Genomic DNA, 22,015 nt, shown 5'->3' with positions numbered 1-22,015 from the left:
TTGCATCTAGGGTGCGGGGCGAAATGAAAGGGCAGGGTGGCCATGTTCTGGCGAGCCCGGCTGGAAGACATACGCCAGAAGAAGCGATGCTTTCGATAAGACTGATATCCTGAGGTGGCCTCGTACCGGCCTTGAAAGATTGGATATTGTACCAGTTGCGTATGAGTCTGGAGGGGGAAGTAATGCGTATCGCCCACTTCACGGCACCTTTGCGTGCCTTGAGCGTCCGGAGCACAGGTGTTCCGGCGCCGTGTCTGCGTGGAGCCTTCGGGATCGCCGTCAGGGCCATTCTGGTCGGCATGATCGTTCTGGGAGCCGCGGCCTTTGCCAAGGCGGCCGGACTGCCCACCGAACAGCTGACGGTGGAAACCGCAGCGGGCCCGCAGAGCTTCACCGTGGAAATTGCCGCCACAGAGGCAGACCGCGCCACGGGTCTGATGAACCGCAAGGAAATGGCCGCGGATGCGGGCATGCTCTTTGTCTTTCCGGACAGCGGCGAGAAGTTCTTCTGGATGAAGAACACTTATATCTCTCTCGACATGATCTTCATTGATGAGACGGGCCGTATCGTTTCCATCGCCAGGGACACGGAACCTCTGTCGGAGAAGATCGTCTCCTCTGACGGCAGCGCCCGTTATGTTCTGGAAGTGATCGCAGGGACCTCCGCACGCTTGCAGTTTGCGCCGGGCCAGAAGGTCTCGGCACCGAGCATCAAACCCTGAACTTTGCTGCAGGGTGCCGGGCCTGAAACCGGCGGTGCGCAACTGCGCAGAGGCAGTCATTGTCCCGGCCTTCGGGCTTGACGCTGCGCAGGGGAAGGCGGTACACCCGCACACATACCGGACGTCGGGGTATAGCGCAGCCTGGTAGCGCATCTGCTTTGGGAGCAGAGGGTCGCAAGTTCGAATCTTGCTGCCCCGACCACTTTCTTTCCCCAGCCTGCACTCTTTAAAGCCTCCGGGTTTCCCCGCCTGATGCCAAGGCTTTCGATGTTTACGCATCACGTCTTGAAATGGCTCAGGTGCCGCACGGGCCGGTTTCCGTAAGGCAAAGCTCGCTTTTTTGCGCCCTTCGTCGCTTCATGGTTGTGCTGCGGTTTCGCGGCATCTGCATGATGGGGAAACGCATGACCTTGATACTTCAAGAAGATCCGACGCTTGTCGTTGCTGACGCTCTCGCCGCCCTCACGGGGCGTATCCGGGAGCAAGGGTTGTCCTTGCAGGAAAGCACGGACTTTCAGGCCTTTGAAGAGGCTGTGTCCCGGACGGAGGACCGCTATCTGATGGAGGACTTCTCCATCCGCTTCGTCGATCTGCACGCCAGCCTGGCCTTCTGGGTGGGAGCCTATAACGGGCAGGGCGAGCTTGTGTCCGTTCAGGCGGCCAAGATTGACGAGCTAAAGGACAGGAGCCTTGCCGCCTTCTGGCAGCAGCAGCAGCGGCGCCTGTTTGAAGATCCGCATGCGGACGCAAGACTTGGCACCGCCCATGCCGCGGAAGCGTTCCGGATGCGGGGACGGATCGTCTATCACGGCAATCTGTGGCTGAGAAAGGACATCCGGGGCAGGGGCCTTGCCGAATTGCTGACGCAGACCGGCTTTCTGCTGGCGCTGCTCAAATGGTCACCCGACTATCTTTATGGCCTGATGGCGCAGGCCAATGCGATGAAGGGATTCGGTGTGCGGGTCGGCTACAGGCACTTTGCGCCGTCCGGGACGCACTGGATCTCAGCCCCTGCCCATATCCGGCCCGATGACTGGCTCGTCTGGGCGACGCGGGCCGATCTCGTCACGCTGGCGCGGGGCCTTGCGGCACCAGAGCCTGTATGACGCCGAAATAGGCCAGCATCCGCACCGGAGAATCGGGTCTTGGGCGCAGGGGCATGATCAGCCGTTCATAGGCCACGTCATGCATCCGTCCACCCAGCCGGATACCGGTGCGGCCATAACCATAATAGGTGCCGGATTCCAGAGCGCTCAGGTAGCCCGCTGCCGCGGCCCGCTCAAGTTCGGGATCCGGTGTCACCAGCGCCTCGCCGGGCTGCTCGCTCCACACGCTGCCGAAAAGCTGGACCTGCGAGGAAAGCCGTCCCGCATAGACGATCGGCGGTGCCGTTCCGCTGTCATCCGGCAATGCGCAGAGGCTGAGATAGGGCAGATGCTTCTTTAGCTCCGGCCCTGCGACAGAGCCGGCCCTGATCATGTCTTCATAGAATTGAGACAGCCGGGGGGCTGCAAGACCGCGTTCGATCGCACTGCTGCCAAGGTCGGCAAAGAGCTGTCGGGGTCTGGCGAGCATCGGACCTGTCAACTTTCTCGGGGCGTGCGCCTCCCGGCTCGGGGCGTCTGCCGCAGGGCATATGTACGGACAAAGATGCCCTAGTCATCCTGCAAACGGAAGCGTGAAGTGAAGATGAAACGTGCTGGTACCTATGGCTTCCGGCGGGGTCAGTCCTGCGCCAGAGTACGCAACAGCACCTCAATCACATCGCAGAAGTCCTCGCGGGCATCCGGTGACAGGGCATCAACACTCGCTGCATGGTAATCGACCGCCAGGATCATGTCCCAGAGCACAGCCAGATCCTGATGCTGTGCTTCCGCATGCAGCCGCCCGGCCCTGTTACCGGCCGGCATCTTGTGCTCATGCTGCAGTCTGTTCACGTCAAAGCGGGGCATGACAGTCTTTCCAGTCAAGTCCGGTTCAGCGCGTCGAAGGTATGCCTGGAACGGAATACCGGGCCGCGATTGCGCCGGCATCAAGCGCAATCCTTGAGTGCGACTGTTAGAATAGGTCCAGATTCAAAGCTGTCATAGCAATCAAGAGTGATCCCTAAGGTTGCAAATTGTGCCAAATCGCGTCAGCGCTTGACCTCAGCTGCCGGTCCTGCATGCCGGTGCCTGTGTCAAAACCGGTTGTGCGGCCCCCGCGATGCGCAAGTCATGTTGACATTCGCTCCGTTCCCGCAGAAAACAGCCGTGAATGGCTGGTGCAGCGCCGCGGTCGTGCTGCAGCCTGGAAAACTCCGGCAAACCAGCAGCTTGCAGCACCTATGCGAGACGGGACAGAGACAATGGTGGCGCGAATCTACCGGCCGGCGAAGACGGCCATGCAGTCGGGCAAGGCCAAGACGCAGCGTTGGGTGCTCGATTACGAGCCCGAGGTTGCGCGCAGCATCGATCCGCTGATGGGCTACACCTCCTCTTCTGACATGAAGCAGCAGGTGCGTCTCTTCTTCGAAACCTGTGAAGAAGCCGAAGCCTATGCACAGCGCAAGGGCATTGCCTACCGGGTGGAAAAGCCGAAGGACCGCATCATTCGCGGTGCAAGCTATTCGGACAATTTCCGCTTCGACCGGCATGCGCCGTGGACGCATTGAGGCGCCTGACCAGATCAAGCCTGCCTCAATGAGATCTGGGCACTGATACCGCCCGTCCCGCCTTCCGGGCGGGTTGTGAAATCGACACCGGGCAAAGCCGTTCCTCCGGCGTGCCCCGCGCGGCCTGATCCGCGCAAACGGCCCCTTAGCTCAGCTGGATAGAGCACTCGCCTTCTAAGCGAATGGTCGCAGGTTCGAATCCTGCAGGGGTCGCCAAACCATTATCCTACCGATTGATTTTGCTATAGGTGCGGCCGTTCCGGGAATGGGGTGCGGCTTAGAGTTTGTGCTGCAGCCGTTCGCTGCCGCTTTGGGCTGGCGCCTTGCGGCCTGCTGTCGTCATAAAACGAAAGGGGCAGGCCAACAGTCGTTGGCCTGCCCCGGGAAGAATGCCTGAGATACGAAGAATGGCTGCGATTCCATGTCCGGACGGTCAGCCGGCAGGGAACGGCAGCGAACCTTGTTCAGCCCGCTTTCGTGCTCCGCAGCAGATCACCCGGCGACAGCTTTGCCCTGAGTGCCTCGTTCACATCGGCAGCATCATCGTCAAGTGCGTTGGCCGCCATGGTCAGCAGATAGGCGCAGAACGTGCGGCCATCCTTTTCAGCTTCACGGCGGGTGAAATAGATCATGCGCTTGAGGGACTCCGCAGACATATCCTGCATGGCTTCATGGCCATGCACTGTTTCCGCGGCTGCTTCAGCCTTCGTCAGTCCTGCAGCTTTCGACATGTGCAACCTACCGTTCTGATATTGACCGGTTCTCCGGCCTTGCGTGAAATACCCAGTTCTTGGGCGGCAGCCGGTTTCCCGGCTCACTGAAAGCCAGCCTGCCACGGCACCGGTACGTTGATCATCGGGTTGTAGCGTGAAATGAACGTGATAGGCTGACCATGATTGCGGTAATGCTGAAGAGTCAGCACTCTTGAGTTGCAGGTTGTGCGGGTGCTTTGAGAAACCTATCCTGGTGCATAAGGAAAAATAGCAAGGGAACGGCTGAGGGGCGGTGCGTCTGCGGCGGAATTTCTTGCTTCTGATCCGGAATGATTGTGGGATAAACAGCATGACGAGGTTGTTTTTCAGGACGCTCGGGGTGCCGCAGCTTGAGGACAGCAGCGGAAGGGGGCTGAGCCTGAAGACGCGAAAGGCCCTGGCTATTCTCGGCTATCTGGTGCGCTGCCCCGGAGGAACCGAGACGCGCGGCGAGCTGTCCGCCTTGCTATGGAGCGACGGTGACCGCTCCCGTTCCGCCATGTCCCTGCGTCAAGCCCTCAGTCACATCCGCCAGGCCGAGAAGGAGGCGGGTATGCGGCTGGTGGTGGCAACACCTTCCACCTTGTCGCTGTTGCGTGAAAACATCCAGACCGACATTGATGTGCTGACACGGGGCATGGGCGGGGCCGATCCCGGTGAGCTGGACCGCATCAGCTCGCTCTGGGCCGGCGATTTCCTGCATGGCTTTGATGTGCTTGACCCGGCATTCGGCGAATGGCTTGCCGTTGAACAGGCGCGGGTGCGCTCGGTCCTGAGCAAGAAAATCATGGAGGTGCTGGAAGAAAGCCGGACGGGGATTGGCCATGTTGCCTGTGTCAAGCGCGAGCGGCTGGCGCGGTTTCTCCTGTTGCTTGATCCGGCCAATGAATATGGGCACCAGGAACTGATCCGGCATTTTCTGCGTCAGGGGCAGAAGGAGAAAGCGCAGCAGCAGTTCAGGGACTGTGCCCGGGAGCTGCGCAATCTTCTCGACATCGAGCCCTCGGCAGAAACGCGCCGCTTGCTGGAGGATGTGCCGGATGCTGCCGGCTCTGAGGGGCATCTGGCTGCGCCTGCGCAAAGCTCTGGCTCTGGCGCCGGTGCAGAGACGGTCCAGAAAAGCGTCATAGCCTTTCCCACGGGCAAGAGGATCGCGTCTGCGCCGCCCCCGGCCATGGCGCCGGCGGCCGGCAGCGAGACTGGCCGGTTTTCTGCCGCTGGCAGCATCGAGGCCGCTGTCCCCGGCGAGCTGCGTTTGCCGGTCATTTCGATTTCGAGCATGGCCTGGGACGAGACGGCAGGAGATGAGACGGCTTTTGCTGTCCGGGAAGAGGTTGTGACGGGGCTTTCTGCCTACCGGTCGTTCGAGCTCTATGAGGCCGCCTATTGGGCGGGTGACGGTGGCATAGCCCCGATACGCGTGGACGGCGGGGATCTGGGCAGTTTTCTGCTGCGGTTTCACCGGGACCGGACGCTCAACCGGCTTGGCATCCAGCTGGAGAACCGGACCAGCGGGCAGATCGCTTTTCATGAACTGATAGATCTCGATCTGGTCAGGTCCAGCCACGAGCTTCACGAAGCCGTCTACCGCACGGTCAGCCGCATCCACAGCCATATCATCGGGCGCCTGCGCCAGCGGCCGGGCCGCAGTCCCTTTGGCCGCTGGTGCCAGGTTGAGTCGCTCATCTGGGAATTCAATGCCGCTGCCGACCGCAAGGCTCTGGCCATCATGCAGGATCTGCAGGCGAGTGATCCGTCCTTCAGTCTCACCTATGCCGGGCAGGCCTCCATCCTGCTGAAACAGGCCTTGTTTTATCCGACAGCCGAGACGCCGCTGGCTGATGCCGAACATGTGCTGTCTCTGACGGAAAAGGCCGTGGCTCTGGATCCGTGGCAGGTGGTCAACCACCGTGTGAACGGCTGGGCCTTGATCCACTCGCGCCGGCCAGATGACGCCCGCCGCTCCTTTGTCCAGGCAATGAAGCTGAACCCGCTTGATCCGATGAACATGATATCCGCGGCCGAGGCCCTGGCCTATATCGGCGAAAGAGAACAGGCACTGAAGGCGGCCGAGAGGGGATTTGACGGGCTGATTGTCACGCCGCGCATCGTCTATGGATATCTGGCGAATGTGTTCTTTGCGCTCGGCGACTACGAGCGGTCGGCTGACTACGCAAGGCGCGGCCCCTTCGACAATTTGCATGGTCTGGCCACCCGTTTTGCCGCGCTGTACCGGGCCGGACATATGCAGGATGCGGAAGCAGCACGCGCGCTGCTGCTGCAATGCATGGAGCGGCAGCTCGGGGCGAGTACCCGCTGGCAGAGCTCATTGCAGCTGCGGCAATGGCTGGACAGCGTGAACCTGTTTCAGGATCCGGAGGCGCGGGCCTCGTTTGATCTGGCCATGAACAGTCTGCGTGAAACTGTCGGGCTGGCACGGCACGCCTGAGGAATGACGCGGAGCGAGCGGTGTGCTGGCAAGCGGCATCAATGCAGCGGACCTGCTGCGGTGCTCTGGCCAAGGCCGCTTTCGATTTCCTGCAGATAGGCGGCATCCCCGCGTGCCAGCTTTTCGGCGTTGTAGCGGAATGGAAGCACCACCTGGCGGGTCTCTGCCGTCTCCACGAGAATCTTGAAGTCAAACAGCGCTGTCAGGTTGGCGGGCAAACCGGCAGCGGCAAGGACCGCAGCCGGGTTCCGGCAGAGTGCATCACGCTTGTCCGGATCTGATGCTGCTTCTGCCAGAATGCGGCCAAGCACCGGGATCTTGGAGGCGGGCAGGGGAAAACGCGCCATGGCACCTGTCCTTGCAAGAGCAGCTGGATGCGGGATGGACAGGTCAGCCCGCGAATGCGCGGGCTGACCTGTATCCCGGTTTTATTCGGGCAGGATGTCGTAAAAGCACGCACCCAGAGCCTTGCGGCCGAGCTCTTCGAAATAGCTCTCGTCGGCCGCTGCGAGGCGGGCCGTATCAACCGCGGCCGGAACCACCAGATGCACGGTGTCAGCGCTGTCCGCATGGACGGTGACGCCGGAGAGGTGCTTTGCGGCAGCGGCCGCAGCTTCGCTGGCAGTGGCCGCGTCATTCACGGTCCTGCCGATGAGCGCGCCAAGGGAGAGCTTGCTGTCGAGAATGGCTTCCTGCTTCATGACGAACCTCTTCAGTCTGGTGTTTGAATTGCTGGCACCGGGTAAAGCGAAGCTGTTCCTGGAAACTGTTATGTTCCAGGGTCAAAGGGCCTTGCCTGATGCTGGTTTCACGTGTTCCCGTCAGATGATCTGGCCGGGGTGCCGTTGCTCAATCAGGCTGCGCCGGACGGAGCTCTTCGGCAAGAGGCGGGCCGGTGCTCCCCAGCAATGCAACTCTTGAGCGGTGAAGGCTTGTGGACAAGGCAGTGGCACAAAAAGGGGCATTTCTGCGGGCTGCCGAAACGGCAGAAGCGGACCCTCATGGTGCGTTCAGATCTGCGGTGCAGGGAAATGGCGGGACGGACTGGACGGCGCAGGCTCTGGCCTTCCTCCTGTCCTGCGGCCTTCTGGAGCAGCGCGGCGGCAGTTTGCGGGCCGCTGAGGGCGTCCCGCCTGAGACCCTGCGCCTGTTTGCCGGGTTTCTGGACCGTTTTGCCCCCCGGATCGCCTTTGCACCGCTGGCGGACTGTCCGGTCCATGTCTGTACGGCCATGCCAGGTCCGCTGCCTGAGGGCTGGCGTCGGGAGGCGCTCCAGCCTTTTGTGACGCAGCTGGCCTGTGGCGGGCAGGGGCTGGATCGGCACCGGGCCGTGCTCGGCTGCCTCGGCGAACTGGCGGAAAGGCTCAGTCTGATTGCGCAAGGGCCAGAGGATCCGCTCGTGCTGGAGCGGCAAGGTGAAGATGACGGGGATCTGCTGGCCGGGGCCTTCCTGCAGTTCAGCGCCGCTCAGGAGAAGGAGCTGGCCAACCGCGTTCCCGCGCTTGCCGCGGTGTGGGAAGGCGAGAGGATCGGCTGGAACCGGCTGTCCCGGCGGCGGATGCGTGTCACCTCTGCCTTCTCGCATGAGACAGCGCTGATTCCCGCCTTTGCCGTTCTCCTTGGCGAAGGGCGGAATGCAGGGATACCGCAGCTCCCACTTGCGCCAGCGCTTGGATCGACGCTGGGGGCAGCCGTCTGGACGGATCGGGAGACAGCGGCCCGGCGGGCGGTGCTGGAACTTGCCGAACGGGACGCCGCCGGCATCTGGTGGCACAACCGGCTGGGGATAACCCCCTTACCCTGGGCTCAGGCGAGGGAGTTTCTGCCTAAAATATGTGCTGATTGGCTCTCTGCGCGCGCGCGCGTCACTCATTTTCTTTACTTGCCAGTTGACTTTTCGCTGCATGTGATAGCCGCCGTTTCCCACGGTGAAGACGGGAAATCCGGCGTGATCGGGGTGGCTGGCGGGCTGGAGGCAGGGGCTGTGCTTCAGTCTGCAATCGGAGAACTCGTACAAGGTGAATTTGCGCTGGAGCTTGCAGGCCGGAGGTCTGCGTCCGGCAAAAAGGGGGGAACTGTCTCTGCGTTGCAGTCCTATGCAGCCAGGGACGTGCGGCAGGATCTGAGGATGAAGGCGCCTGCGGTCTCTGCCGCAAGGGCGCTGGAGCGCGAGTTTTCCTGGCAGGAGTTCGAAGCCTCGTTGAGGGCGCAGAAGGTCCGGATCTGGCTTGCGGATTGCTCAAGAGCGGAGACCGGGCTTGCCTGCGTGAAGGCCATCAGCCCGGATCTGTGCTCCTGGCTTCCCCGCTTCGGCAATCCGCGGCTTTTCACAGCCCCGGTCCGGTGGGGATTGAGGCCCGGTCCTGCAGACGAAGGCGCGTTTGCCGGACGGCTCTATCCGTTCTGAACCGGCGGCTGCCGTTGCATGTGAAGTCCGGCCTGTTTGCCGCAGTCAGATGCGTGGAAATCCGGATGGCAGAGCGCTTGACAGGTCCGGTCTGAGGGGCTAGAAAAAACATGAGACTGATACTCCACTTTTGGAGCGGCGCTCTCACCGGCTTCGTGCCGGTTCCCCTCTTGGGGTCTCTGGAAACCAGACTTTAAAGGCGGGCTTTTGGCCCGCCTCTTTTTTATTCAGCTTTTGGGCGCTGTCAGCCCGGGCGGCCATCTTCCTTGGGCCGGGCGAGCGTCAGCACCCAGAAATGGTGCCACTTGCCGGTTGGGCGGCGCACCCGCGAAATGCCGGCCCGGGTCACATAGGGATTGAGCAGGTTGCGGCGGTGGCCGGCAGAGCCCTTCCACCCGGCCATCGCGGCATCGAGGCTGTCATAGCCGGCACCGAGGTTTTCCGCAGCGGCGTAATGTTCGTAGCCATGCCCATCCAGGCGGCGGGCGAGGGAGATGGCCCGGTGTTCACGCGTATCCATGCTGTCCCACCGGGCAATGTGATTGGCCATCCATGCCGAGATTTCATTCAGGCGCCCGTCAGCGCGCAGCGGCGGCAAGCCGTTTTCCGCACGGAAGCTGTTCAGCCTCTGCAGCATCTCATCCCGGTTTACCGAAACCGGCTCAATCGGCACATTGCGGTCGAACTGACTGCCTGATCCTCCACCGCAGGCCGCAAGGGGAAGAACGGCTGCACCAAGCAAAGTAAGGCGCAGGGCGTCGCGCCGGGTAAGGTTTTGTCTCAGCATCATCCCTCAGGATTTTGAAAAAAATGATTATTTTTCGCCGGGCCAACTCACGCCCTTGTCCGCGAAGAAGGGATAGGGACCCGGATATGCCTCTACATAGTGAAGATGGCTGGACAAACCAGCCTCCGGGTCGAGCCGGTGCACAAAAAACGCAGGCGGTTCCATCACAAATTCGGCAGGAGCGTCCGGCGAAAAGTCCATAACACAGGCATGGGCTGTGCTGGGGCACAGGGTCATGACGGTTCCGGCAAAGCGGGCGATGATTGTCCGGTGCACATGACCGCAGATCAGCCGCTCCACGTGGCGGTGGCGTGAGAGGATTGCGGCGAGCGCCTCGGTGTCCGCCAGGCCGATCACGTCCATATGGGCGATGCCGGTCACCTTGGGCGGGTGATGAAGGGCAACGAGGGTGGGCGTGTGATCGGCTTCAAGCGTCTGGTCAAGCCACGCGATCTGCTCCCCGCCCAGCCGGCCATAGGGCTTGCCCGCAACGCTGCTGTCCAGCACCACGAGGCGCAGTCCGCCGATGGTGACCGCATAATGCAGCTTGTCCCCGGCGGGCGCATCCCCGACACCCGGAAAATCCGGCAGTTCGCTGCGCATGGTGCCTGTCAGGTCGTGGTTGCCGGGCATCACATAGACCGGGCAGGGCAGCTGGCGGCAGAGCTGGCGCAGCAGGGCATATTCCCGCCCATCGGCGCCGTCCGTCAGGTCACCGGTGATGACAACGGCATCGGGCTTCTGCGGCAGGGCGGCGATGGCGCGGAACGCACGGGCCGCCAGCATGTTTGTGTCACTCACCCTGTAACAGGCAAGGCCGCGCGGGCGCAGGTGAAGGTCGGTTATCTGGACAATCAGGGTCATCGGCCTTGGGTTCAGCTCCATGGAAAGGGCGGGAGGACGATAGTGGAAACCGCGTTTCGCGCAAGTCTCAGGTTCCCCTTTGGATTGCTCTCCTGTAGGAAGCGGTGCAGCATCACATGGCAGGTGCAAACGGTTCCGGAACAGTCACATGCATGAGACCGAGCAGCAGACAGGCGAGAGCATCGACGGCGGTGCAGCCGGCATGGCACAGGCGCGCGATCCACGGCCGCATACGGCCTGGCTGAAGCTGCTTGGCCATGACCTGTTTGCCCCCGCATTGCTGCTTATTTTGGGGCTGTTCATGTTTGTTCCGGGCCAGTCGGCCGTTCCTCCGCTTGACCGGGATGAGCCGCGCTTCACCCAGGCCACCAAGCAGATGCTGGAAACCGGCGACTACATGGACATCCGCCTGCAGGAGGAGCCGCGCTACAAGAAGCCGATCGGCATCTACTGGCTGCAGGCCGCTGCCGTGAAGATCACGGGACATGACGCTTCCGCACCCTTGTGGGTCTACCGGCTGCCGTCCCTGCTGGCGGCATTGACGGTGGTGCTGGCGGTCTATTGGACGGCACGCGCCTTCACCGGGCCGCCAGCCGCGCTGGTGGCTGCCATGCTGGTGGCCCTGGCGCTGATCCTTGGTGTGGAAAGCCGCCTCGGCAAGACGGACGCCACGCTTTTCGCCTCCATCGTTCTGGCACAAGGGGCGCTGGCGCGGATCTATCTGGCGGATGACGCCACACGCCGCCATTGGGGGCTGGCACTGGTCTTCTGGGTGGCGCTGGCGCTTGGCATTCTGGTCAAGGGGCCGGTGGCACCGATGATCGTTGGCCTGACAGTTGCCGCGCTCGCCCTGATGCGCCGCCGGATCGGCTGGTTCCGCGCCGCCGCGCCGCTGCCGGGTGCCGTTCTGGCGCTCCTGCTGGTGCTGCCGTGGTTTGTGGCGATCTGGATTGCCTCCAAGGGCACATTCTTTGAAGAAGCCATCGGCCGCGATCTGATGGGCAAGGTGGCCGAGGGGCAGGAAAGCCACGGCGCGCCGCCGCTCGCCCATATGGCTGCAATGCTTGCCGTGTTCTGGCCGCTGCCGGCTTTTCTGGCGCTGGCAGCCCCGCGTATCTGGGCGCTGCGCTCCCTGCCGCTGGTGCAGTTCTGTGCCGCCTGGTTCTTCCCGGCCTGGGTGGTTTTTGAACTGGTGGCGACCAAGCTGCCGCATTACACCATGCCGCTGCTGCCCGCCCTTGCGCTGCCCGTTGCCCTGGTGATCGTGGACGAGCGGCCGGCTTCCGGGCGGGTGCTGCGCTGGATTGCGGCGGTGCTGCTGGCACTGCTGCCGGTGGTGATTGCCGCAGCTTCCGTTGCCGGGCCGCTGTTCCTTGGCGACTGGCCGTCTCCTCCGGGCGTGGTCTTCTGTGTCATTGCGGCCGTGATCAGCGTCTGGGCCTCCATGCGCCTGCTGCGCGGCGACATGACGGGTGCGCTCTGGCGCTCCTGCGCGGCTGCGGTTGCCATGACCACCGGCTTCTGGGGCTTTGCGGGGCCTGGACTGTCGGCGATCTGGGTCAGTCCGCGCCTTGTGGCCGCGATTTCCGAAGGCGCAGGCTGCGCCCCTGTAAAAGTGGCCTCGACCGGCTTTAGCGAGCCAAGTTTTGTGTTCCTGCAAGGCACGGACACCTTGCTGGGCGGCGCTGAACGGTCCGCAGCCTTCCTGGCGCAGGACCCGGCCCCTTGCCGTGCCGCCGTGGTGGAAAGCCGGCATGAACAGGCGTTTCTGGACGCCGCCAGCAAGGATGGGCTTGTGCCCGTGCTGGCAGGCAGGGTACAGGGCCTGAATATCAACGGGGGACGGCAGCTCGATCTGGGGATTTATGTGCCCGGAGCGTCTGCAAGATGAGCGAGCAAGAGGTAAGGCCCCTGATGGCATCCGGACGTTTTTCCAAGGTGCGGCAGCGTTTTGTGGCGAATGTGGCCAGCATCCGCACCATTCTCGCAAACCGGCGTACCCGGGCGAAGGGCCCGCATGAGCCACTGCCGGCCGGCCAGCGCCCGCAGGACTTTCTGGCCATCCTGCTGCTGGCAGCAGGCTTCGGCGTGGTGATGCTGGACATTCCCGCCATTCCATGGGTGCGGGCACTGCCACCGGAATATGGCGTGGTGTTCTCCTGGGTCACGGATCTGGGCAAGTCAAACTGGATCCTGTGGTCTACCGGACTGTTCTGCCTCGCCTGTCTGGCTCTCGTGAATGCGCAGGTTCTCGCGGTGCGGGTGCGCATGGCCGGAGTCATGATCTGGACCTATGCAGCCTTCGTCTTCTATTCCGTCGCGCTCAGCGGCCTCCTGGTGGTGATCTTGAAGTGGAGTATCGGCCGCGCCCGGCCGAAGCTGTATGAGGTGGCGGGCCCGGTCGAGTTCAGCCTCTTCGCCTTTAACAGCACCTACACCAGCTTTCCCTCGGGCCACTCGACCACGGTCGCCGCTTTCGCGCTGGCACTGGCGCTGATTTTCCCGGCCTGGCGCTGGCTGATCGCCGCTGTGGCTTTCTGGGCGGCTTTCAGCCGTGTGATGGTCGGGGCGCATTACCCTTCGGACGTTGCGGCGGGCTTGCTGCTCGGGGCCGCGACAACGCTATACTGCGCCCGCTGGATGGCGAAGCGCCGGATCGGCTTCGTGCTGCGCCCCGGTGGACGGATCCGGCCCATTGCCAATGCCTTTTCGGCGCGGGCAGCCTTCCGGGCGCTTTGGAATGCGGCCCTTGGGCGCCGGTCTATGACCGCGCATCCAGCCGCTGCACAGGATGAAAAGTGAGATGCCGATGAACGGTGCAGAGCAGGGCACGGCAGAGCCCGGACTTGAGGTGAGCGTGATCGTGCCGGCCAAGGACGAGCGCGACAACCTGCCCATCCTGCTGGACGAAATTGCCGAGGCGCTGCAGGGCCGCGCCTTCGAGGTGCTGGTGATCGACGATGGCTCGACCGATGGCACCGATCAGGTTCTCGCCGCCTACGCCGCTTCCCATCCCTGGCTGCGCCCACTGCGCCATGCCCGGTCCGGCGGCCAGTCCTGCGCCGTGCGCACCGGGCTGCGCCACGCCCGCGGGCGGATTGTTGCCACGATCGATGGCGATGGCGAGAACAACCCGGCCTATATCCCGGAACTGATGGCTGCGCTGGAAGCGGGTGGGCCGTCCGTGGCGCTCGCCGCCGGGCAGCGGGTGGGGCGCAAGGCAAGCCGGACCAAGCGCATCGCCTCGCGGCTTGCCAACCGCCTGCGCGGCGCGCTGCTGAAGGACAACACCCGTGACAGCGGCTGCGGCCTCAAGGCGCTGCGCCGCGAGGTCTTTCTGCAGCTGCCGTATTTCGACAGCTGGCACCGCTTTCTGCCCGCGCTGGTGATCCGCGAGGGCTACGGTGTGGTGCATGTGGATGTGCTGGACCGGCACCGCCGCCATGGCACGTCCAAATATGGCATTTTCGACCGGGCCCTGATCGGCGCACTCGATCTGTTCGGTGTGTGGTGGCTGCGCCGCCGCCGCAAATCCATCCCCGAGGTTTCGGCCATCGAACCGGCCGCCGGACCCCGTTAAGACCACGCCGGAGCGGATCACAGGAGCCGCAATTCAGATGAACGCTTTGCTTGACTGGCTGCATACGGTTTTCGTGCAGCAGCTGGATGTTTGGATCATCCTGGGCTTCGTCGCCCAGTTCATGTTCTCGATGCGCTTTGTGGTGCAGTGGATTGCATCGGAGCGGGTAGGGCGGTCCATCGTGCCGGTGGCCTTCTGGTTTTTCTCCATCGGCGGCGGAACATTGCTGCTGATCTACTCGATCCAGCGTCAGGACCCGGTGTTCATCGCCGGACAAGCCCTTGGCCTGATCATCTATATCCGGAACTTGTGGCTGATCTTCAAGGAAAAGCGCCAGGATCCCACGATCTGAACGCAGAACCTCAGCCAACAGGAAAAAAACAACGGGCGGGATGGTGACCATCCCGCCCTTTCCTGTTCTTGCACGCCCGGCTTTCAGGCGGCGCGGATGGTGCCGAGGAAGCGGGAGAGCTCGCGGTTGAGCTGATCCGCCTGCTTGGCAAGATCGGCCGAGAAATGCAGCACGTCCGTCGAGGCGGAGCTGGATTCCTGTGCCGCACGGGTCACCGTGGCGATGGCGCTGGACACTTCCGCGGTGCCGCTGGAAGCCTGCTGCACGTTGCGGGCAATTTCCTGCGTGGCGGAGGACTGCTCTTCCACCGAGGCGGCAACCGCGCCGCTGATCTGGCTCATCTTGCGGATGGATTCGGCGATGTCTGTGATGGCTGCGGCTGAGTCCATGGTCGAGAGCTGGATGGAGGCCACCTGCGATGCAATCTCCGTGGTGGCCTTGGCCGTCTGATCGGCGAGCTGCTTCACTTCGGCGGCAACCACTGCAAAGCCCTTGCCGGCTTCGCCCGCACGGGCCGCCTCGATGGTGGCGTTGAGGGCGAGCAGGTTGGTCTGGCTGGCGATGCCGTTGATCAGCTCGACGATGTCGCCAATCTTCTGGGCCGCATCCGACAGGCTGTGAACCTTGCGGGCGGCCGTATCGGCATCTGCCACGGCCACATTCGACATGCGGTTGGACTGGTCGACCTGACCGGCGATCTCGCGGACGGAAGCGGTCAGCTCCTCGGTCGCAGCTGCCACGGTCTGGACGTTTGCCGAGGCCTGCTCGGCGGCCGCTGCCACGGTGATGGACTGCTGGGACGTGTGTTCCGCGTTGGAGGACATGGCCTGTGCCGCCTTTTCGAGACGGTTCGCGGCCACCGTCACGTTGCTGACGATGCCGCCAACGGCATCTTCAAATTCCTTGGCGATGCGCGCCATCATTTCCCTCTGGCGGGCTTCGGCGCTGGCCTTCTCCGCATCGGCTTCCCGCTGCAGGCGTTCCTTCTCGATGCTGTTTTCCTTAAAGATCAGCGTAGCCCTGGCAACTGCACCGATTTCATCGCGGCGGTCCGTGCCCTCGACAGTGACCGAGTTGTCGCCATCCGCAAGCCGGGTCAGTGTTTCGACCATCGCGGAAATCGGCTTGGCCACGCCATACTGGCTGACATAGAGGCCGATGCCGATACCGGCGATAATGGCGATGACAGCTGTGACCACCATGGTGGTTGCGGCGGAGATGGCGGAACTGGAGGCAGTCTCGCGCTGCCTCTTCATCATGCTATCGGAATAGGTGCTGTAGACCTTGACCGCGTCCGTTACGTTTTTCTGGCCGGAAAGGGCGGTTGCAAGGGCGCCCGTGATGGCTTTCTCATTTGCCGGATCCTTGGCGGCCACGTCCACCATGGCAATGATGGTCTTGAAATAGGCATCCATTGCCTTGCGCACATCGGCCAGCTGCTGCTTCTGCGCCGTGTCGGCCACCGCTTCGAGAACCGGCAGGCGGTCCAGCATTTCCCTGGAGCGGCGGTCTGTTTCGGCGCGGAAGTCGGAGGCTTTTTCCGGCGCGAGGGCCAGCTGATAGGTCATGCGGCTGATGGCGATGATGTCGATCCGCAGGTCCATTGCTTCGCGGGCCGCTTCTTCGGAGGCGCCGACTTCCGTGAAGGAATGACTGAGAGCGTTGATCTGCGTCCAGGCGACGGCCGCGATTCCGGTCGCGCAAAGTCCCATGAGAATGAGGACCGCCAGAATCTTCTGGACGATCGGAATATGCTTGAGTGCCATCGGTAAGGCCTTTCTGCCGAAGCGGAAGAAACTGGCCGTAACGATAGGATGTGGTGATTACTGAAGATTTAAATGAAGATGACAGCTATGTGACGTTGAGGGCAGGTTTTCTGGCAGATTTGTAATTTTAGGTTGCGTGCAATTCTTACGGTAAAATCTCTGGTTGCTTAATGTGATGAGGCAGGTCTTCCGGTTCTATTTTGCGGCGCACAAGGAAACAGCCGCCCTATGGGGAGGCTGATTTCTTCTCCTCGTGGCGAAGAGTGGTCTCAGATGCCGGAAAGTTCGCTTCGGAAAGGCGGATTGGCACCCGCGCGTGAAACTGTGATGGCGGCGACTGCCACCGCACGGGCCAGCGCGGCTGCAAGGCTTTGCTCCGAGATGCCTGCAACAGCTTCCTTGGTCAGGAGACCGGCATCATCCAGCGCCGACAGGAAACCTGCGTTGAACGTGTCGCCGGCACCGACCGTATCCACCACCTCGACCTTGCGGGCCGGAACGGTCACGTCGAGCGTGCGGGTCAGAGCCCTTGCGCCATCCTTGCCAAGGGTGAGGATGACGATCTTCGCGCCGCTGGCGATCCAGTCCTGTGCAAGCGCCTCGAACGGCTCGCCGGGGGCCAGCCATTCCAGATCCTCATGCGAGACCTTGATGATGTCCGCCTGCGGAATAATGCGGGAAAGACGGGCACGGTAGGCGCTTTCATCGGTGATGAAACCTGGGCGGATGTTCGGATCGAGCGAGATCACGCGGGCGGGGGCCTCGCGCGTCAGCAGGGCCTCATAGGCGGTGCCGCAGGGCTCGCCGATCAGGCTGATGGCACCGAAATGCAGGGCACTTGTCCCTTCCGGCAGCACCGGCAGGTCTTCCGGCGTGATCAGCCGCCCGGCCGAGTTTTCGTCATAAAAGGTGTAGGTGGCGTCCCCATCGACCAGCCGCACGAAGGCAAGCGTCGTCGGGCGGGCAGAGCGGATGCACAGGTCCGGCGTGACGCCGGAGGCGGCAAGATGGGCCAGAAGCTGCTCGCCGAAGAGATCCGTCGAGACACCGCAGAGGAAGCCTGCACGATTGCCGAGGCGGCCAAGCGCAAGGGCCGTGTTGAAGATGGCGCCCCCCGGCACCGGCAGAAAGGCTGTGCCTTCCGTGCCCAAAGTCCTGGGCAGCATATCCATCAGCGCTTCGCCGCAACACAAGATCATCCGCGTTCCTCCCGGTATCCGGATCAAAACAAATCAGCTCCGCACTGCTTGTGCCCCGGCTTTGTGCGGCGTGCAAGCACTGCCGTAAGTAAGGGGAGAAATCAGTCCCGCGGCTTGATGCGGCCGGGCGGGCGGCGGTCGATGAGGGAGAGAACCAGTGGTGCGAAGGAAATCAGCAGCACGATGCGGGTGATGTGGTGGCTGGCCACATAGGCGACTTCCGCCTTCATCGCGAGGGCGATGAGGCTCATCTCGGTGAGGCCGCCGGGGGCATAGGCCAGCACGATCTGCGAGGTGGTCTGACCGATGAACGCGCCGAAAACGAGGGCAAACAGCAAGGTCACCAGCAGGGTCATCAAGGTGGCGCCGAAGCTGAGGGAGACGGCGTGGATCACCTCGCGCCGCCCGGCTCCCAGAAACCGGCAGCCCATGATGGTACCCATCAGCACCTGACAGGCAATCACCAGCCCCTGCGGCGGGGCGCTGGCGGTGATGCCGGTGACATGGACGGCGGCACTCAGCAGCATGGGGCCGACGAGGGTTGCGGCAGGCAGGCGCAGTTTCAGCGCCGTGAAGGCGCCGATGACGCCGCAGGCCGCGAGGATGGCAAGGTCCTGCCAGGACGGGCTGCCGCCCTTGGTGATGGCGGTGCCCACGTTCTGGCCTTCGATGATGCGGAACCAGAAGGAGATGAGGCTGATGGTGACGACGATGCGGGCGGCATGCGCCAGAATGATCTTGCGATCGTCGCCGCCCAGGTCCTTGCCGAGGCTGACCATTTCCATCAGCCCGCCCGGCATGCCGGAACAGAAGGCCGTGATGCGGTCAAAGCCGCCCACCTTCATGTAGAAGGGAACGGCCAGCACGCCGGAGACAACGAGATAAAGCGCCAGCAGGCCAAGCGAGATGGCCCAGTCACCGAGCTGTCCCATGAGGGCGGGCGAAAAGCCGGAGCCGAGCAGCACGCCGATGACCGCCACAAGGGCAGGGCGGATGCGGTTCGGCGGCAGGATCGGTGCGCCGAAGATCGATGCCACCATGGTGAAGAGCATGGAGCCCAGCATCCACGGCAGCGGCATATGGGCCAGCCAGAACAGGATGCCGCCCGCAGCCCCGAGCAGCGCGCCAAAGGCAATGCGGCGCAGCACGTCCGGCGTCAGGGCGCGCGCATTTTCTGTGCCGGAGACTTCCGGGCCTGTCTGTTCAGGGGCAGGGTCTGGTCGGGACACGGGGGTGCTGGGGGTCGGGGAACGTCACGGCGGAGGCGCACCGCAGCCTCGCTTCTGAAAAGAAACCCTCCGGCCCCGGTGCACGCGGGACTATAGGCAGCTTGTTGCCGTGAGACAACCCGGTTGCCTGTCCTTCATGCACCGGCCCCGCGGCCGGAGGGATCTCCTGAAGGTTGGGGTCTTCAGGAAATGTCCATGACAATGCGGCCGTCGATCTGTCCGGCGCGCATCCTGTCAAAGATCGCATTGATGTTGTCGAGCTTGTCCATGGCGTAATGCGCCTTCACCTTGCCGCCGGCGGCAAAGGCGAGGGATTCGGCAAGGTCATTGCGCGTGCCGACGATGGAGCCGCGAATGGTCTTGCGGTTGAGCACCGTGTCGAAGATCGGCAGAGGGAAATCGCCGGGGGGCAGGCCGCACAGGGCCATGGTGCCGCGCCGGGCCAGCATGCCGAAGCCTTGCGCAAAGGACTTGGTGGAGACGGCAGTGACAAGCACGCCCTCCGCGCCGCCAAGCTTCTGCACTTCCGCCACAGGATCGGTGGTCAGCGCATTGATCGTCAGATCTGCGCCAAGGCTGCTGGCGAGCTTCAGCTTGTCGTCGCTGATATCGACGGCAATCACCTTCATGCCCATTGCCCGGGCATATTGCACGGCCATGTGGCCAAGGCCGCCGATACCGACGATGACCACGGTTTCGCCGGGCTTTGTCTCGGTTTCCTTGAGGCCCTTGTAGACCGTGACACCGGCACAGAGCACGGGCGCTGCGGGGGCAAATTCGAGGCCGTCGGGCAGGTGGCCCACATAGTCCGGATCGGCCAGCACATATTCGGCAAAGCCGCCGTTGACGCTGTAGCCGGTGTTGTGCTGGTCATGGCACAGGGTTTCCCAGCCGCCCATGCAATGCTTGCAATGGCCGCAGGCCGAATGCAGCCAGGGCACGCCCACCCGGTCGCCTTCCTTGACGCCCTTGACGCCGGAGCCGACCTCGCAGACGTAGCCGACGCCCTCATGGCCCGGAATGAAAGGGGGATTGGGCTTCACCGGCCAGTCGCCTTCGGCGGCGTGAAGATCGGTGTGGCAGACGCCGCTCGCCATCATCTTGACGACGATCTTGCCCGCCGTTGCTTCCGGCTTCTGCACCTCGCTGATGTCGAGCGGGGCTCCGAAAGCCCTGACGACGGCTGCTTTCATCTTTGCAGACATGTGCTGTCTCCTTCCGTCCAGCAGGAAATGGCTGCACCGCGCGGAAACTGGAGTTCCCGGGCAGCGGCTTGCCAAGAAGGTGCCAGCGATGAGGCGGTATCATCCTTGCGCCAGATCAATTGCCGGTTGTTTCTCGGGCCGGTCTGTGGCTTGACAGCCGGGGCGCCGCACCGAACCATGGCGCAACAGTCAGGTCTTTCAGGAGTTTGCCGCCATGAGCCAGTCCACCTTCAAATCCTGGGCCGAAACGGCTCCGAAGCTCGTGGCGGTGGCGGCGGGGCGGGCGCCTGCGGATCTCGTCATCCGGGGCGGGCGGCTCGTTAACGTGCAGAGCCGGGAAATCCTCGACGGCTGGCAGGTGGCGGTCAGTGAGGGCCGTTTTGCCTATGTGGGGCCTGATGCCTCGCACTGTATCGGCGAAGGCACGACGGTGGTGGAGGCGGAGGGGCGCTTCCTCATTCCCGGGCTGCTTGACGGCCACATGCATGTGGAGAGCGGCATGCTGACCCCGGCGGAGTTCGCCGCCGCCGTCATTCCCCATGGCACCACGACGATCTTTCACGACCCGCACGAGATCGCCAACGTACTGGGGCTGGCGGGCGTGAAGATGATGCATGACGAATCGATGCTCCAGCCGATCAACATGTTCACGCAGATGCCCTCGTGTGCCCCTTCCGCGCCGGGGCTGGAAACGACGGGCTTCGAGATTTCGGCTGAAGATGTTGCCGAGGCCATGAACTGGCCCGGCATCATCGGCCTTGGCGAGATGATGAACTATCCCGGCGTCATCAACGGCGACCCGCAGATGCTGGCCGAAATGGCCGCGACCATGGCCGCCGGAAAGACGGTGGGCGGCCATTATGCCAGCCCCGACCGGGGCATCCCTTTCCATGCCTATGTGGCGGGCGGCGCGGCGGATGACCACGAGGGCACGGCGGAATCCGATGCCATCGCCCGCGCGCGGCAGGGCATGCGTTCCATGATGAGACTGGGTTCGGCCTGGTATGACGTGGAAAGCCAGATCACGGCGGTGACACAGAAGGGGCTCGATCCGCGCAACTTCATCCTGTGCACCGATGACTGCCACTCCGGGACATTGGTCAATGATGGCCACATGGACCGGGTGGTGCGCCATGCGATCGCCTGCGGCTGCGATCCGGTGATCGCGCTGCAGATGGCCACGATCAACACGGCCTCCCACTTTGGCCTGGAGCGGGAGCTTGGCTCCATCGCGCCGGGGCGGCGGGCGGATGTGATCCTCACCTCCAGCCTGACGGATCTGCCCATCGAGGATGTTTATGCCCGCGGCGTTCTGGTGGCGCAGGGGGGCAAGCTGCTAGCGGAGTGCCCGCATTATGACTGGCCGCAGAGCGCACGGGAGACCGTGCGGCTCGGCAAGGTGCTGGAGGCTGCCGATTTCGCCATTCCCGCGCCTGCCGGGGCCAATGCGGTGAAGGCCCGTGTCATTGGCGTTGTCGAAAACCAGGCCCCCACCAAGGCGCTGACGGCGGAGCTTCCTGTCTCCGGCGGGCTGGTGGAAGCGGAAGGCGAAGTCTGCCAGATCGCGCTGGTGGAGCGCCACCGCGCCACGGGCAAGGTGGTCAACGGCTTTGTCTCTGGCTTTGGCTACACGGGAGACATGGCGATTGCCTCCACCGTCGCCCATGACAGCCATCACATGATCGTTGTCGGCACCAGCCGAGAGATGATGGCGAAGGCGGCCAACCGGCTGGGTGAAGTGGGCGGCGGCGTCACCGTCTGGAAGGATGGCAAGGAACTGGCGCTGGTGGAGCTGCCCATCGCCGGGCTCATGTCTGACAGCCCCGCCGTGGATGTCGCAGCCAAGGCTGCGGCGATGGTAGAAGCCATGGCCGCCTGCGGCTGCACCCTCAACAACGCCTACATGCAGCACTCGCTGCTGGCGCTGGTCGTGATCCCCGAACTGCGCATTTCCGATCTCGGGCTCGTTGATGTCATCCGTTTTGAAATGACGGATCTGATCATGGAGAACGCGCAGTAGCGGCTGGAAGCCCAACCGCGCCGCCTGAGA

Annotated in this window: 21 protein-coding genes and 2 tRNA genes; 12 read left to right on the top strand and 11 right to left on the bottom strand. The window is 63.2% G+C overall.

The genetic code is table 11. The annotated features are described in order from the left end of the window. Window positions 1-182: 182 nt before the first annotated feature. The 3 genes from ASC48_RS16290 to ASC48_RS16280 all read left to right on the top strand — a co-directional run bounded on the left by ASC48_RS16290 (window position 183) and on the right by ASC48_RS16280 (window position 1,828). On the top strand, window positions 183-722 hold the full coding sequence (locus tag ASC48_RS16290; RefSeq protein WP_244270084.1) for a DUF192 domain-containing protein: 540 nt from the start codon (window positions 183-185) through the stop codon (window positions 720-722). A 125-nt stretch (window positions 723-847) separates the two neighbouring features. Continuing rightward, window positions 848-924: transfer RNA gene (locus ASC48_RS16285), tRNA-Pro, on the top strand. Window positions 925-1,126: 202 nt separating this feature from the next. Then, entirely contained in the window at window positions 1,127-1,828 is a 702-nt protein-coding gene (locus ASC48_RS16280; RefSeq protein ID WP_208975777.1) for a hypothetical protein, read from the top strand. On the opposite strand, the gene ASC48_RS16275 is transcribed toward ASC48_RS16280, so the two are convergent. Together ASC48_RS16275 and ASC48_RS16270 are read right to left on the bottom strand one after the other, a co-directional pair. Beyond that, on the bottom strand, window positions 1,788-2,297 hold the full coding sequence (locus ASC48_RS16275) for a hypothetical protein (RefSeq protein ID WP_055456774.1): 510 nt from the start codon (window positions 2,295-2,297) through the stop codon (window positions 1,788-1,790). The genes ASC48_RS16280 and ASC48_RS16275 overlap by 41 nt on opposite strands. Window positions 2,298-2,446: 149 nt before the next feature. Then, complete coding sequence (locus ASC48_RS16270) at window positions 2,447-2,674, bottom strand: hypothetical protein (protein ID WP_055456773.1); 228 nt, start codon at window positions 2,672-2,674, stop codon at window positions 2,447-2,449. 395 nt (window positions 2,675-3,069) lie between these two features. Here ASC48_RS16270 and ASC48_RS16265 point away from each other — a divergent pair, with 395 nt between their 5' ends. Together ASC48_RS16265 and ASC48_RS16260 are read left to right on the top strand one after the other, a co-directional pair. Continuing rightward, entirely contained in the window at window positions 3,070-3,375 is a 306-nt protein-coding gene (locus ASC48_RS16265; RefSeq protein WP_055456772.1) for an ETC complex I subunit, read from the top strand. Between the two features lie 139 nt (window positions 3,376-3,514). Then, window positions 3,515-3,591: transfer RNA gene (locus ASC48_RS16260), tRNA-Arg, on the top strand. 248 nt (window positions 3,592-3,839) lie between these two features. Here the strand turns inward: ASC48_RS16260 and ASC48_RS16255 are convergent. Further along, a complete protein-coding gene (locus tag ASC48_RS16255) occupies window positions 3,840-4,106 on the bottom strand; it encodes a hypothetical protein (protein ID WP_072242675.1) in 267 nt (88 codons plus the stop codon). Window positions 4,107-4,437: 331 nt separating this feature from the next. Between ASC48_RS16255 and ASC48_RS16250 the strand changes: the two genes are divergently transcribed. Further along, the gene (locus tag ASC48_RS16250; protein WP_208975776.1) at window positions 4,438-6,576 is read left to right on the top strand and encodes an AfsR/SARP family transcriptional regulator; all 2,139 of its coding nucleotides are present in this window, start codon (window positions 4,438-4,440) and stop codon (window positions 6,574-6,576) included. Between the two features lie 38 nt (window positions 6,577-6,614). On the opposite strand, the gene ASC48_RS16245 is transcribed toward ASC48_RS16250, so the two are convergent. Both ASC48_RS16245 and ASC48_RS16240 read right to left on the bottom strand, forming a co-directional pair. Beyond that, on the bottom strand, window positions 6,615-6,923 hold the full coding sequence (locus ASC48_RS16245) for a hypothetical protein (RefSeq protein WP_055456770.1): 309 nt from the start codon (window positions 6,921-6,923) through the stop codon (window positions 6,615-6,617). An 81-nt stretch (window positions 6,924-7,004) separates the two neighbouring features. After that, complete coding sequence (locus ASC48_RS16240) at window positions 7,005-7,277, bottom strand: hypothetical protein (protein ID WP_055456769.1); 273 nt, start codon at window positions 7,275-7,277, stop codon at window positions 7,005-7,007. Window positions 7,278-7,522: 245 nt separating this feature from the next. Between ASC48_RS16240 and ASC48_RS16230 the strand changes: the two genes are divergently transcribed. Further along, window positions 7,523-8,983, top strand: coding sequence for a YcaO-like family protein (locus ASC48_RS16230; RefSeq protein ID WP_141658994.1), 1,461 nt, complete (start codon window positions 7,523-7,525; stop codon window positions 8,981-8,983). A 244-nt stretch (window positions 8,984-9,227) separates the two neighbouring features. Here ASC48_RS16230 and ASC48_RS16225 read toward each other — a convergent pair whose 3' ends face one another. Continuing rightward, window positions 9,228-9,770, bottom strand: coding sequence for a CAP domain-containing protein (locus ASC48_RS16225; protein WP_208975775.1), 543 nt, complete (start codon window positions 9,768-9,770; stop codon window positions 9,228-9,230). Between the two features lie 27 nt (window positions 9,771-9,797). Next, window positions 9,798-10,634 carry a phosphodiesterase gene (locus ASC48_RS16220; RefSeq protein WP_055456766.1) on the bottom strand — a complete coding sequence of 279 codons (837 nt, stop codon included), beginning with the start codon at window positions 10,632-10,634 and terminating at the stop codon, window positions 9,798-9,800. Between the two features lie 148 nt (window positions 10,635-10,782). On the opposite strand from ASC48_RS16220, the gene ASC48_RS16215 reads away from it, so the two are divergent. The 4 genes from ASC48_RS16215 to ASC48_RS16200 are packed head-to-tail and all read left to right on the top strand — an operon-like array spanning window position 10,783 to window position 14,566. Next, on the top strand, window positions 10,783-12,525 hold the full coding sequence (locus tag ASC48_RS16215) for an ArnT family glycosyltransferase (protein ID WP_055456765.1): 1,743 nt from the start codon (window positions 10,783-10,785) through the stop codon (window positions 12,523-12,525). 23 nt (window positions 12,526-12,548) lie between these two features. Beyond that, window positions 12,549-13,436: a phosphatase PAP2 family protein gene (locus ASC48_RS16210; RefSeq protein WP_208975774.1), complete on the top strand. Its 888-nt coding sequence runs from the start codon at window positions 12,549-12,551 to the stop codon at window positions 13,434-13,436. Window positions 13,437-13,443: 7 nt separating this feature from the next. Beyond that, window positions 13,444-14,214: a glycosyltransferase family 2 protein gene (locus ASC48_RS16205; protein WP_055456802.1), complete on the top strand. Its 771-nt coding sequence runs from the start codon at window positions 13,444-13,446 to the stop codon at window positions 14,212-14,214. Between the two features lie 37 nt (window positions 14,215-14,251). Beyond that, on the top strand, window positions 14,252-14,566 hold the full coding sequence (locus tag ASC48_RS16200; RefSeq protein WP_050471610.1) for a lipid-A-disaccharide synthase N-terminal domain-containing protein: 315 nt from the start codon (window positions 14,252-14,254) through the stop codon (window positions 14,564-14,566). Between the two features lie 83 nt (window positions 14,567-14,649). Here the strand turns inward: ASC48_RS16200 and ASC48_RS16195 are convergent, their stop codons facing one another. From ASC48_RS16195 to ASC48_RS16180, 4 genes are all read right to left on the bottom strand, one after another. Next, window positions 14,650-16,332 (bottom strand): methyl-accepting chemotaxis protein, encoded by a 1,683-nt coding sequence (locus ASC48_RS16195; RefSeq protein ID WP_055456763.1) that lies wholly within the window; start codon window positions 16,330-16,332, stop codon window positions 14,650-14,652. Between the two features lie 269 nt (window positions 16,333-16,601). Further along, window positions 16,602-17,531 carry a carbohydrate kinase family protein gene (locus tag ASC48_RS16190; RefSeq protein ID WP_055456762.1) on the bottom strand — a complete coding sequence of 310 codons (930 nt, stop codon included), beginning with the start codon at window positions 17,529-17,531 and terminating at the stop codon, window positions 16,602-16,604. A gap of 101 nt (window positions 17,532-17,632) precedes the next feature. Next, window positions 17,633-18,760 (bottom strand): AbrB family transcriptional regulator, encoded by a 1,128-nt coding sequence (locus tag ASC48_RS16185; protein ID WP_208975773.1) that lies wholly within the window; start codon window positions 18,758-18,760, stop codon window positions 17,633-17,635. A 182-nt stretch (window positions 18,761-18,942) separates the two neighbouring features. Then, window positions 18,943-19,965 carry a zinc-dependent alcohol dehydrogenase gene (locus tag ASC48_RS16180; protein ID WP_055456761.1) on the bottom strand — a complete coding sequence of 341 codons (1,023 nt, stop codon included), beginning with the start codon at window positions 19,963-19,965 and terminating at the stop codon, window positions 18,943-18,945. 214 nt (window positions 19,966-20,179) lie between these two features. Between ASC48_RS16180 and ASC48_RS16175 the strand changes: the two genes are divergently transcribed. Continuing rightward, window positions 20,180-21,985: an adenine deaminase gene (locus ASC48_RS16175; RefSeq protein ID WP_055456760.1), complete on the top strand. Its 1,806-nt coding sequence runs from the start codon at window positions 20,180-20,182 to the stop codon at window positions 21,983-21,985. Window positions 21,986-22,015 lie beyond the last annotated feature (30 nt).

Source organism: Pannonibacter indicus (genome assembly GCF_001418225.1).
Taxonomy (GTDB): domain Bacteria; phylum Pseudomonadota; class Alphaproteobacteria; order Rhizobiales; family Stappiaceae; genus Pannonibacter; species Pannonibacter indicus.
This window is presented reverse-complemented; position numbering and strand designations above follow the sequence as displayed.